Origin of the sequence: Leptolyngbya cf. ectocarpi LEGE 11479 (genome assembly GCF_015207065.1) — a bacterium.
Lineage (GTDB): Bacteria > Cyanobacteriota > Cyanobacteriia > Phormidesmidales > Phormidesmidaceae > Leptothoe > Leptothoe ectocarpi.
In genome coordinates this window covers 1-13056 of sequence record NZ_JADEXP010000174.1, presented here as the reverse complement: position 1 = coordinate 13056, position 13056 = coordinate 1, and the positions used below count along the sequence as shown (strand labels likewise).

The following is a 13056-nucleotide window of genomic DNA, read 5'->3' as shown; positions in this document are numbered from 1 at the left end:
CCCTGGGGGTAAGGGGATGGGACTGGCGACAGGGCGAATGGCGACTTCTTGCTCCTGCCAAAACCGATCCACATTGAGACCATAGCTTTGGTTGTTTTCTCCCACCACTACCACCATCGGGCAGTTAATCAAGGGTTGACCGCTCATTTCTGTGGGTCTAGAGGCTGACTGCATCGACCAGTGTTTTTCCAACTGCACCAGGGGAATTGAGCTGTCTTTCCAGTCCATGGTGGGCTGGGCCTCGTCCATCTGGGGAGATCGGATGATTTCTTGGACCGTATCCACCGGCATCGCAAACACCAGACTATTACGCTCCAATAGCATGACTCGCAAAATTGATAGTGAGAGCGGAATGCTGATGGTAAAAACAGTGCCCTTGTCAGGTTCTGTCGCGACCTGAATATCCCCCTGCAGTTCTTTGAGGTTGGTGCGCACGACGTCCATACCGTAGCCGCGCCCCGATAGTTCTGTAACTGTGTCGTTGGTGCTAAATCCGGGCTCAAAGATAAAGGAGAGTAGCTCTTGCTGCTCCATGCTGTCGACTTGCTGGTCGGGCAGATTGTATTTGCGGATGCGATCGCGAACCCGATCTAGATCAATCCCGCTGCCATCATCACTGAGGGTGATCACTACCCGGTTACCACGATTCACCGCCCGTAGCGAAATCCTGCCAATCGCCGGTTTTTGCTTCGCCCGACGGACATCACTAGATTCAATTCCATGGTCAAACGCATTCCGCAGCAGGTGCATCAGCGGATCGCTCAGCTGGTCCAGGGCAAACTGTCCAATCAGCGTATTCTCGCCTTCGATCTTGAGTTCTACCGGTTTGTCATACTGTACTGACCAGTCCCTCACCACCCGTGGGAACCGCCCAACAATCTCTTCAAACGGACGCATTTGGGTCTGCGTAATCCGGTTTTTGAGCCTTCGACTGGTATAGTTCAGACTGCCAACAGCCTGCCCCATTTCATTTAGCCCCAGCTCAATGTCGTAGCTAACCTCCTCAAGTTTAACAATGGTCTCCATGTGCTCTTGGGCCAGCAAATGTAGCTTAGAGTAACGATCAAACTCCAGCACATCCAGTTCTTCAGGCGCGCTCACAAAAACGGTTTTGTCTATCCGTGCTCCATTAGCCGAACCGTTTTGACCGGTCGTGCTGGTGCCGTTGGTGTCGTTGGTGCCGTTACCTCCCGTCTCGACCATCACCCGTTCAGAGATTACTCCCTCTGTAGAGGCCTGGTCGTACCAATGCCGCAGCTCTTTATTAAAGGAAGCAAGCGCCACCATCCGTTCCTGCATCAACAAGCTAAACGCCTGCAGCTGCTCTAGCTTCAGGTTGACTGCATTACGGTTAAGAATCAGAGCCTCAAACGTACTGTTAATCTGCTTGAGCTGTGCCACCGATACCCGCACCGTGGACGTTTTCTTGGGCTTAGGTGCTACCGGCGGTGCATTTAGCGTCACCAGCGGCATGTTGGCAGGACTCAGCGTGGTTTTAATCGCTGTCGCGGCCAGTTCCTCTGCCAGGTTCGCCATAGGCTGGACTGACTCGGTGACCTCTTCGTCAGAACTAGGGGAGTCTAGAACAGGCAGCGCCGCAAACTGTGCCTGAAGAGCCGCTATGTCAACTGCTAGCTCACTATCCGACAGCTCGTCCTTCGGTAAGATATCAGCGATCTCTAGCGCCGCTAGCGGATCTTGCAGCACATCAAGATCGCTGGTGCCATCTGGAAGGTCGAGCAAGGATTCTGGCAAAGATTCTGGCAAAGATTCCGGCAACGGCAGATCGCCCAGGCGATCGGACTCTTCGTCCAAGAGATCAGTATCTAAGAGATCGGTCGATGTCTTTAACTGAGCCGGCAGACGTTCTGTGCGCCCCAAAAGGACGAGCGAATGACTCCGCTGCCAGGCTTTCATTGCCCTGTGGGCAATCGCCTCAATTGCCTCAGGCTGGGCTGCATTACACTGCTGCTCTACAGAATCACAGAGTGAAACAAACGACTCTAGCTGAGCCATCAGGCCAAACTCTGACATCCGTTGAGCCATGGTGGCCACAGCTTGTCTGAGATCATTTCCCTGTAGCTGAGATATCGTCTGCTGAAACTCTTCTAGACAATCTTCAACACTGGTTGTGAAAATAACTACATCAAGGTTTTCATCGTTGTCTTCCGACAGCAGACGCGCTTCGTCTTCGGGAGTAAGGTCACCTAAATAGTCATTTAGCTTAGTAAATACAGGCTCAATATCAGTGGCTAACCACTGTGGGTCTATTAATTGCTGATTTTGATGGTGCTGACGCACGGCTCGCAAACAGTCCACTCCCTGCAGGAGTAATGTTTCTAACGAGATATCAATCGACAACCGCCGGGCTCGAAGAATCTTAAACGAATCCTCTAGCTGGTGAGCAACCTGACTGAGTTCGACAAATCCCATCATGCCGGCTGTTCCCTTCACAGAGTGGGCAGCTCGCATGGCAATATTGATTTGACTCAGCCGGTCGTCTGCTGTCTTCAGCCCCAGCAAGACAGTTTCAATCTCCTCAAAATAGGTTTCTGCTTCTGCTAAAAAGGTCAGTCGAGCCTGTTGTTCTTTGTCTAGTTTCATTATTACTCTTCAACCTTAAATTGCTCAACAGAAGCCTGTAGTGATTGGGCCACCTTGGCCGTTTCTTGAATGGCCTGAGCCATCTGAGCTGAGGCCTGAGATCGCTCTTGAGAGGACTGAGCAGACTTTTGAATCAGCTCGGTCACCGCAACGGATGCTTGATTTTGATTGACCGTTGAGTCAGAAATATTTTGCATCAGTCGGTTGATTTGCTCAGACTTGGTCAGCACCTGTTCCAATTGTTGCTGGGTCAGTTTGACCAGGGTACTACTGTCGACCACCTGTGCTGTACCGGTTTCAATCGCCGTGACTACTTCCTGGGTCTCGGTTTGAATATCAGCCACAATTTGGGCAATGGTTTTAGTCGCGTTGGCCGACTGCTCTGCCAGGGAGCCGACTTGTTCTGCTACCGCAGTAAAGCCTTGCCCCAGCTCTCCTGCGCGGGATGCCTCAACACTAGCGTTGACCGCTAGCAGGTTAGTTTTAAGGGCAATCTCATCAATCAGGCTAACCGACTGGGCAATTTTCTGAGCAGATTCACCGAGTCGTTTAATTTTCTTCGCTGTTTCACCAACCGTTGAGCGCAGTTCTAGGATACTGTTTGCCGTTTTCTCCATGGACTCAGACCCGGCCTGTACCGTCACATAGGTATCATTGGTTAAGCTAGATGCCTGGTTGGCGTTTTGGGCTACTGTCTGAATTGACTGTCCCATTTCCTCAACCGCCACCATGGTGGTTTGCATGGAGCGCGCTTCTTCCACCGCCTGCTCAACCACAGCCAGGATTTGTTGCTCGTTGGTCAGCAATGAACCACTCACTTGACCCGTGGATTGTTTTACATTGACAGCAATATCTCGTAAGTTTTCAATAATGGCATTAAACAAGTCAGCGACAATGCCCACGTCTCCCGCAGACAGCTTGGCTCGTACTGAGAGATCGCCATCTGCGGCATCTCCCACTTCTTCCATCAGCTGGGTAATATCGTTTTCTAGTTTTTCGCGCTCTTCTCTCTGTTCATCAGCCGCTTCTTTCTGCTGTTTGAGCAGTGACTGCAGCTGTTCTAAGAGGTTGTTAAAACCTCGACCTAGAATCTGAGTTTCAAAGGTTCCCTGGATACTGGCACGAGCATCCAAATCACCGGCAGCCGCTTTCTGAGCTACCTCGGTCAGTGTCTGTAGTGGTTGAGAGAGCCTGCGCGCCAGGGCTAGCAGTAAACTACCCGAAGCCGTACCCAACACTATTGCTGTCAAGATAAAGACGATCAGCAATGAGAGTCCTGCTTGGTCAAGAGCCACAGCATCTTCTGATGAAATGGCAACCCAGGGAAGATCGGTCACCGTAGCTAAACTAAAGTTTCTGCCGTCGTAGGATACTGTAGCTTCTAAGACTTCTCGACCGTCTACTTGCGTACGGCTTACATCCAGAATTCTAGCGTCTGTTGCCTGGGCTAGTTCTTGCCTAAACAGTTGAGGACTATCTGACTCTCGCCCTAATTTTGATGATAATGCCTGGGCAAACTGGGCAATTATCTCACCCCCGACTACTTCTGCGTTGGCACTGCCTGCACCTTCTTCGACCACTGGCACAGTTGCTAGGGCTAGACCGTTGCGTACGTCAATAACCTGTACTGACTGACTCTCGCCGAGCGAGTTGCTTAAGTAGTTCGCAATTCGGGTACTTAAGACCTGCTGCGGTAGAACCGACTTGACAACGCCGAGAAATTCTTCTGACCCCACAGGGGTAATCGCGCGCGAAAGCGATACACTGACGACATTAGCTGAATCATCAAATTTAACCGGCTCAACATATTGTCCAAACTGCTTAGACTGCAGCCACCAGTCTTCATCACTTTGAACAAAGTCAGTAATAGGGGAATCTACAGCAACGGTGAGACCGTTACTCTCTGTAAGGAATAGTTCGCCCAGCTCTTCAGCAGCAGTTATATCTGCTAAGTATTTGTTGATGGCTCCATTGGGTGTCAGTAGCTTGGTTTGAGCAAACTGCTGCTCTAGGGCTTCAACCGGCTGGTCGATCAGTTCATCTTCTGCAGCCTTTTGGTTAGCTTGATTGAGTAGCTGCTGAATATTTGGACTAATGACTAAGTTCTCTACCGTACTAAAGCTATCTTCTACAAATAAACCCGATGCCTCACTTGCTAGGAATGCTTCCTGTTTTAAGGCAAATAGTACATCCTCATTCTCAGCATTTTTGGTGATAACAATACCTAAGCCACTCGCTACGGCCAGGGGTAGTAATGTCACCGGCAGCAGCGTTTGTAGTAGCTGTCTGCCGAGGGGGCGTCCTTTCTCGTTATTGGCCCCCAGGGTGCGAAAGAGCTGTTTTTGTGGTGAAGTCGCCTCTTTGCGCTGCAGCTGATCGTTTAATGAATATTCCTTTGCGGTCATGGTGGTGTCCTAGTACTCTATAGTGACTAAAAAAATGTGTAAATTCGAACCTAACCTAATGTCAGTGAGCGAGCTGTCCCAATTGCCTCGGCACTTAAAACAAGCACTACATCACCATCAATGACAACCTGACCACTGATGTAGGGGTATAGATTGGCATCTACCTCATCAACAGGAGAGATAATGTCTTCCCGTGATAAGCGAACAGAACTTCTGATTTTAGGGACAACTAGCCCTAAAAATAGTTCTTCATAATTCATGTTCTCTGGGTCAGCAGCCTGGTTAGATTTTGGTGACAAGGCCCGAATAATGACTACTTCATAGTGTTGAGAGGGTTCTAGGACAATAGGTAACTCTAATAGTTGAGCTAGATTAACAACCCAAAAAACCTGGTCTTTTGAACTCATTAACCCCAAGACTGCCGGTGGCATATTGGGCATGGGGGTGACTAAGTGAGTCGGGAGTAACAGGCTTTCTTCAACCCAGCTGAGTGCCAGAGCAATCGTCAACTCTGACGTCAGTTGCACCCTCAAAAACTGTTCACCTGAGACAGCTTTTGGCGTAAATACCTCAGGCAGCAGCTGCTGAAGACGATCTACAGTCTTTAGCGTCTGGGTAGATTGTTTAGGAGAAGTTTGCATGGGAGATGACGTGCTGCCTTACTTAATAATTACAAAACTGCAAATCTTACAGCATCAACTAACTGTTCTGCTGTGCAGGGTTTGACAACATATCCGACCACACCTTGCTTTTTAGCCCAGCTTTGATCCATTTTTCGACCTTTTGTGGTGCAAGCAACGATGGGAATATCAGCTGTAGTCGGATCTTTTTTAAGCTTCCGACAGAGCTCTAGGCCTGTGATTTCAGGCATGACTAAATCCGTAACGATTGCATCTGGCCGATCAAATTCAATTTTTTCTAGTGCCTCTACACCACCCTCAGCTGTAATTACTGTGTAGCCAGCCTGTTCAAGATAATGGCTGATCAAATCCAGCTCGGATTTAACATCATCAATAACTAATATTTTTTTTGCCATGTTTTCAATGCCTTGCTACTACGATTAAAAATTTATGCAGACGGCCTCTTTATATTGATATCTTTAGAAGAAGATATCTAGAAAGAGATTTTCAATTAATTTATGACTACTTCCTGAATATCAATCAACTGTAATTTTTTTATTAAAATTTACATTATTCAAACCTGTTCATATTTAATTTCAAATGGGTGTCTAATAGGTTCATTAGCTGTACTTTTGAGAAGGGTTTTTCTAAATAGCCTGCAGCTCCTGAAACCTCTGCCTTGGCTTTATTCAGTGCTCCTGTGTTGCTGCTGATCATAATAATTGGCACATCTTTAAACATATAGCTACGCTTTAAGATCGAGCATAGAGAATTACCGCTAATAGTGGGCATTGAAATATCCATCAGTACCAAACTGGGTTTTTTAGTACATATTTTAGAGATCGCCTTTACCGGATCCATAATGGTTTTAAGCTCAAAATAGTCCGGATCGAGGTAGCTCTCTATCTTCTCCAACATGGCTTTGCTGTCATCAATACATATAATTAAATACTTTGATTTCAGAACAGTTGAGCCATTATTGTCAAGATAGTTTTGCTTTGAACCGTTATTTGAATTCAGTTCGCTGGTGGTAGCGGTTTTTCCAAGGACAGCGCCATTAGCTACGGGATGAGAAGACTTGTTGACAACAGCTGCCTCTGATTGTTTGCCAGCAGTACTGGTGACTAATTCAGGAGATTTCTGTTCTGTCGGCAGCCAGGGTAAGCGGTCCAGGGGCGATAGGGGCGGCCACAGCTTGATAGCTTGATGCTCGATGTATGGGTAAAGTAACTGTGCTAGCTTGGTTTCCTCTTGTTTAATTGATTGGGCTAGCTGACGAATGCTCGCTCCCTGCATCAGTCGAGCTAAGGACTCTAGCATCTGCCGCGAAAGCCCACCCTGCAGCGTTGGTTTGAACAGGTCTTCTAGGTTTTCACAGTAGGGGCGCTGGTGGGGAGAACAGATGCGATCGCTAAGCGGCTGCCATGCTTGCAGTCGTCTAGTGAGATGATTCACTAAGGACGCAATTTCGATACCCTGGGTTGTTGTATGCCAAAGTTCTTTTGGAAACGGGTGCCAAGCTACGGTGGCATTTTCTAAGCCCAAGAGGGATTCAACCGCATCCTCAGCTAATTTAGCCAGTATCTTCTCAGCTTTTTCTACTTCCAGGGCATTATATTGAATGAGCGCACCCACAATCTTACTAGTCCAATTAAGAGCGTCTAGGGCGCTAGTGCCGACTTGGCGCTTATATACCTTTAACTGAGTTAACCGCCAGTAGATCGGCAGTAAGGCTTCATAGCCTAAACTCGGTAATATTGTTTCTAAGGTGTTTAAGTACTGTAGTGAGTGAGCTGCAAATAACAGTTTGCCTTCAGTAATATCCAGACACCATTTTACATCGGGTCCATCGATATAAACTCGCCCACTTTGACGAGATTCAAGTGCCTCATTTAAAAATGATATTATTTCGAAACGTTGGTGCATAGCGATCTAGAAAATAATATTTTTATCACCTTAGTCACAAAGTTCAAATTCTCAATAGTCTATGAAAATTTTCCTTGAGTAGGCTATAGATCATTCACTATTATCTTTTCTGGATAGGAAACAGCTTATTTAAGCGCCTTAAAATTTTTATTACAGGGATTCAACAGCTACTTATCTGATTTTTGATCAGGTGTTTTGGAAATGCTCAAAGTTCTATAAAGACTAACCTTTATGGACGGCAGCTTCTGAGCCTTAAATTCTAATCTTTGATTATGAAGGAATAAACACCCTTTTGAAAAGAAGTTTTAAGATGGGGTTTAACCCCTAAGTCAATATATTCAATAGTTCAGCTTAAGAAAGCTACAGACTAATAGTAATTCATCTTATACTTCTGCTCTCATTGTAGACATTCGGGATAGTCTGTCACATATTTTTGAAATTAAGAGCACAGATTATATAGTTAACTTTGTATGAATACTGGGTACTTTTTATACCCGTAATTGGTGAATATAAAGACCCTAAAAATATATATAAAAATCTATCGATTGCTCCTGACACTTACGGAATGATTGGAATAACATTCATAGAAAAGGACGCCAGATCTTGTCAATAGATCTCACCAATATAAAGTCACTATGTTATCACTTTCTAGTCAGTCTCATTATTTAAATAGCCTCTCTTTAAAACAAGGAGGGAATGTTGCTAGCCCTCTACACTGTAGCGTTTGTGGAAATTTTCATTCTACTCAAGACCATGGACGCTTGATGGCTGAGATTGAGATGCCTCAGAATCCGGCTGACTTGATCGATGACTTAGTCAAGATGCGGTTTTATCAACCCACTGCCATTGAAACAGCCGATTCGATTACGGAAGCAGAGCTGCGGACAGCATTGTTTGTTAGTACGGTGGGCCAAGGCAAACCGAGACGAGAACGGGTAGTAAGAGATTTAATTAAGCTAGCTGGCGGTCTAGATCAGGCCTTTGGTGCTGCGTTTGGTCCTAAAGCGGGTGAGTTTTTTGCGGATGCTAAACGGACCAGCCAGGTGACCCGACGCAAGTTTTTGCAGAATATTGCTGTGGGAGCGGCCCTGGTGAGTTTGGCTAATTGTGGCTCGGCGTCCGATCTTGCTGAAGATGCGGCAGATGCTCCGGCTGTTGGAGATCTCGAAAAGTCTAGTCTAAAGGTGGCTTTTTTGCCGATTACCTGTTCCACGCCGATTATTATGTCGAAGCCGTTGGGCTTCTATGAGAAATACGGTCTCGATGTAGATTTAATCAAGTATTACAGCTGGTCAGTGGTCAGAGACGCGGCCATTGCTGGTGAGCTGGACGCCTACCACATGCTAGCTCCCATGCCCATTGCCATGTCCCTTGGTCTGGGTTCAGCACCCTTTCCGATGAGACTGGCTAGTATCGAAAATAACAACGGTCAAGGGATTGCGGTCGCGAAAAAACACCTGGGTAAAATCAACGGTCCAGCAGACTTCAGGGGAATGAACATTGGCATTCCCTATGATTTTTCCAATCATAATTTGCTGATGCGCTACTACCTGGCATCCGGGGGACTGGATCCGGACAAAGATGTTAATCTGTTGATTTTGCCACCGCCGGATGCGATCGCAAAACTAGCCTCTGAACAACTTGACGCCTTTCTACTGCCTGACAACTTTATCCAACGGGTCGTACAAGACGACATTGGCTTTATCCATCTGTTGACCAAGGATCTGTGGGACGGCCATCCCTGCTGTGCCTTTGCCGCCACCCAAAATTGGATTAATGCCAATCCCAAGACATTTCGCGCCTTGAACAAGGCGATCATTGATGGCGCTACATATGCCAGTCAGGCTGCTAACCGCAAAGAAATTGCCGCTGCCATTGCTCCCCAGGAATATCTCAACCAGCCCGTGCCGATGCTAGAGGCTGTGATGACTGGCAAATTTGAAGACGGTCAGGGAAATTCGTTTGATATTCCCGACCGCATCTACTTTGACCCCTATCCCTGGAAGAGTTTTGCCAGCTGGATTACCACCCAGCTGATCCGTTGGGACTATACAACGGCTGAAAAGGCACCCAATGGAGGAGAGAATTTCTTTTTGACCGAGCTGGCCCGAGAGTTAGCTCAAGAACTAGGAGTAGACGCGCCAGAGGCATTATCTCGGGTAGAGAAGATGCAATTTGGTGATTTTGACCCCAATCAAGCAGAGAACTATCTAAAGGAGCAGATTGACCAGTTTGGAGTGTAAGGGACTGGCTCAAAAATGAAATACTCGTAGGTCGAGTTTCGACTCCGCTCAACTCTCGAAGCTAGAATGTGGAGCGAAGTCGAAACCGGGTTGATCGGGTACATTATTTAGCCGCAGATCCCGGAGGGTTCGCATCGTCACTTCAGAGATTCATAGTCCTGCAGGTAACGTTCAAAGGCCCTGTCCAGACGGCTGGTCTCCCCTAGCCAGTAAGCTGTGAGAGCGTGACCAAAGGCCCAGGCATTCTGGGCTGGAGGGGCTTCGTTCTCCAACAGGGTGGGCCATAGCGTGGCCAAATCGAAGGTACTCTCTTCGGTCGCCAGTAAGTTAAACAACTCATAGGCCAGCTGTAGTTTGCCAATCACCACCGGAGCCTGTTCCACCGGAATTTTTTCCATCAGAGCCGTGGCCAACAGATCTGAGCCCGTCATCATCCGCGAAATATAGCGGAGAATGGGGCTTTTGAGCAGTTCGGTTACTCCCTGGGTAGTGGTCATTTGCAACGTGTACTGGTCAATCAGTTTGGCCGCTGCTTTAGCCAGGGCGGCTTGATTGGTTAGAAACCGAGCCAGACGATATTGTTTGGCGTGACCCAGGGTGTCCACCAGCTTTAGGGCCAGGGTATCATCATTCCAAGCGGTTCTGTTGCTGTCATAGGTGACCAGCGGTACTACGGCCCCAGCAGGCTGGCCCAGGGTTTCTACTCGATAGGCAACCGCATCACGAATGGAATTCTCTTTAGGCCGCTGTCCCGTTTGCCAATCGTAGGGGGGCCGCCATTCGCGCACCGGGCGTAGCCGATCTACCTGGGTGAGAGCTACCACGGTTGGCGGCTGTTGTTCAGCTGCTTTGAGATCGTGTAAAAATGTTTTGTCGCTTTGCAGAGCTGGGTCCAAAGCCGGTGTTGCCAGCACCAGCAGATCGACAGCGGCTGCCTGATCTAGGACCAAATCACGAAAATCTTCCTTGGCAATTTGTTCATAGCCAGGAGAGTCGATTAGATTTAAGACTTCCCCCGTATCTAGCTGCCAGCTATATTGACGAATTTTATCAGTGCTAGGCAACACATCCACCTCGGCTAAATCTGTCTTAAATAACGTATTAATCAGACTGCTTTTACCGGCCCCGGTACGTCCTACAAACATCAAGGAAACGGGCTTTCTTTCAACGGCCTCTGCGGGTGTAGCCGTTGCTAAAATGGACTGGAGCGTAGCGGTTTTTGCCCCTGTTTCTGAGGAGCTATCTGCCTCAAAAATTGCCGGTAGCGTATCGCCCCCGTAGAGGGCTACCGTCTGCTGGGCCAGGTTTCGCAGAGCCGTTTCCCTCAGCAGCTGGCTCAGGTTGACCAGCAGCTGCTGATTAGCCTGGGTACTTGTTTTTTTGCTGGCTATCTTCGCCGCTGCTGCTGCTGGATTAATCAGCCACTGAGCCCAGTTCCATGCCCGCCAGAGCTTGCCCATGGAGGGCTCTAGCTTACGGTAAATTTCGTAAGCTTCGTAGGCTTGCCCCACCGTTACCTGATTGAGGACCGGAGCTAGCTGAGTCATGGCCCGATCCATGTCATCCACTGTCCCCCGGATCAGCCCATAGGCCTGGGTGACGTAGATATTAAGCAGCGGATATTTCACATCTGGGTGATAGTGATGGGCCACCGTGGCTACGATACTTTGACACCGTTTCCAAAAAGCAACCCAGTCGTCCCATACCGGCGGGTCCTCTCGGGCCGCTGTCAAAATCGGCTGTAGCGAGGTTTCCAGCGTCTGATTATCGACTCCGCTAGCGGTGACAGAGGTGAGTTCTGCCTTCACGGCGGTAACAATGCGGTCAATCTCGCGGGGCTTGGTCCAGTGGACCAGCAGCCAGCGCCAGCCCACAAACACCAGTAGAATGATGGCCCAAATCCAGGTCATCCCCCAAGTACGCAGCTGAATACCGGCAACAACCATGACAAAGGTTATGACCGTCACTAACGGCAGTGCCAGTACCACCCACTGCCACCGTTTTAGCTGCATCATGGTTGCTCACTCCATCACTTTCCCTAGTTTAATGATTGGTTCGAGGGGTTATGCAGGTTGTAAAAATGGCAGTACGGTCTCGGCTACCGCGACTCCAAACTCTTCAGCCATCCCTAACGTGCCGGGTAATCGAACCGCATGCACTCCTGGCTGTGCTGCTATCACTTCCATTTCTGCTTTTGAAGATGGGGGAGCCTGTTCTCCGACAATCACCATCACCGGTACACTCACAGCGTCAAAATAGGCTAAGCAGGCGTCTCTGGTTTCCACCGGGTCTAAACCTCCGGTAACAAAGGCGGCGGGGGCATAGCGAGCCCCTGACTTTTGGGTAATCTGATGCCGTTGGGCAATGTACTCTGGTGTGAGCTGAGCGTCATCGACAAAGACATGGCGGCGATACATCCATTTGAGAAAGGCGGGACGGGTGTTGAGCCAGTAAAGTAGAGGGCCAACGAGGTGCGATCGCACCAAGTCTCTCACCCGGCTCCGCACCGTTGCCGAAGCCCCCATCACCGCCAAAGGTCCTTTCCACGTGGGCGCAACCAGCACGATACGTGACCAGGCATCAGGCATCGCCAGCACATAGCCGGCTCCATGGCCAGCGGCAACCACGGCAATCGGTTCAGAAAATTTTGCGTTGACAAACTCTTTTAAAAACTGCTGATAGAGCGCCGGTTGATAAGCCAAGCGTAAACGGTCAGAATCACCAAAACCGGGCCAATCTAGCACCGTGATCTGGTAGCGTGTGGCGAGCTGGCTAGCGAGTGCGGTTAGCTCCGTACGACTGGAAACCGTACTTAAGGCAGGCAGCAGCAGTATGGGCTGACCAGACCCCAGAGTTTCGTAGGTAATGTTAATCGTATGACCTTGCCACTGCCAGCGATAGGTGGCAACGGACCCGTTTAATGGTGCAGCAGCCGTAATAGCAGTCATAGAAACCTCCACTTTCCGATAGCAAATCCTCTGCCCCAATTGAGCCTACTACTATTGAAAAGGTATTAAAAAGGATTGTTACAACATTACTGATATGCAGACATCATACTTGTTAACGTGTGGAAGCTATTGGCACATTGCTGGCAGTGTCTTAGTCACCAAAGTTTTAGCCACCAAACCCTTTATATATAAACAATATGACCGACTGGACCCATGGCTATGTAGCAGATGTTAGCTATGACTATAGTTTTTTCCCAGAACTAGCGCCCGTTAATATCGTTTTTAATCTGATGGACGGTCGCTTTTTTGC

General features: G+C 48.5%; 8 protein-coding genes. 1 reads left to right on the top strand and 7 read right to left on the bottom strand.

The genetic code is table 11. The features are described from left to right. From IQ260_RS17740 to IQ260_RS17720, 5 genes are all read right to left on the bottom strand, one after another. A partial coding sequence (locus IQ260_RS17740; RefSeq protein WP_193994445.1) for a chemotaxis protein CheA occupies positions 1–2604 on the bottom strand: 2604 nt, incomplete at its 3' end. Positions 2605–2606: 2 nt separating this feature from the next. Continuing rightward, positions 2607–5009, bottom strand: a complete 2403-nt coding sequence (locus tag IQ260_RS17735; RefSeq protein ID WP_193994444.1) for a methyl-accepting chemotaxis protein — start codon at positions 5007–5009, stop codon at positions 2607–2609. 50 nt (positions 5010–5059) lie between these two features. Further along, positions 5060–5650 (bottom strand): chemotaxis protein CheW, encoded by a 591-nt coding sequence (locus IQ260_RS17730; protein ID WP_193994443.1) that lies wholly within the window; start codon positions 5648–5650, stop codon positions 5060–5062. Between the two features lie 29 nt (positions 5651–5679). Beyond that, positions 5680–6045, bottom strand: coding sequence for a response regulator (locus tag IQ260_RS17725; RefSeq protein WP_193994442.1), 366 nt, complete (start codon positions 6043–6045; stop codon positions 5680–5682). 154 nt (positions 6046–6199) lie between these two features. Next, a complete protein-coding gene (locus IQ260_RS17720) occupies positions 6200–7555 on the bottom strand; it encodes a response regulator (protein ID WP_193994441.1) in 1356 nt (451 codons plus the stop codon). A gap of 764 nt (positions 7556–8319) precedes the next feature. Between IQ260_RS17720 and IQ260_RS17715 the strand changes: the two genes are divergently transcribed. Continuing rightward, a complete protein-coding gene (locus tag IQ260_RS17715; protein WP_228016212.1) occupies positions 8320–9798 on the top strand; it encodes an ABC transporter substrate-binding protein in 1479 nt (492 codons plus the stop codon). Between the two features lie 137 nt (positions 9799–9935). Here the strand turns inward: IQ260_RS17715 and IQ260_RS17710 are convergent, their stop codons facing one another. Continuing rightward, positions 9936–11813, bottom strand: coding sequence for a GTPase family protein (locus IQ260_RS17710; RefSeq protein ID WP_193994439.1), 1878 nt, complete (start codon positions 11811–11813; stop codon positions 9936–9938). A gap of 48 nt (positions 11814–11861) precedes the next feature. Then, positions 11862–12746, bottom strand: a complete 885-nt coding sequence (locus tag IQ260_RS17705) for an alpha/beta fold hydrolase (RefSeq protein WP_193994438.1) — start codon at positions 12744–12746, stop codon at positions 11862–11864. Positions 12747–13056: the final 310 nt, after the last annotated feature.

Coding starts and splice junctions, on each gene's coding strand:
- IQ260_RS17730 (WP_193994443.1), bottom strand. CDS start 5,650: ATGCAAACTTCTCCTAAACAATCTACCCAGACGCTAAAGACTGTAGAT.
- IQ260_RS17735 (WP_193994444.1), bottom strand. CDS start 5,009: ATGACCGCAAAGGAATATTCATTAAACGATCAGCTGCAGCGCAAAGAG.
- IQ260_RS17710 (WP_193994439.1), bottom strand. CDS start 11,813: ATGATGCAGCTAAAACGGTGGCAGTGGGTGGTACTGGCACTGCCGTTA.
- IQ260_RS17715 (WP_228016212.1), top strand. CDS start 8,320: ATGGCTGAGATTGAGATGCCTCAGAATCCGGCTGACTTGATCGATGAC.
- IQ260_RS17720 (WP_193994441.1), bottom strand. CDS start 7,555: ATGCACCAACGTTTCGAAATAATATCATTTTTAAATGAGGCACTTGAA.
- IQ260_RS17705 (WP_193994438.1), bottom strand. CDS start 12,746: ATGACTGCTATTACGGCTGCTGCACCATTAAACGGGTCCGTTGCCACC.
- IQ260_RS17725 (WP_193994442.1), bottom strand. CDS start 6,045: ATGGCAAAAAAAATATTAGTTATTGATGATGTTAAATCCGAGCTGGAT.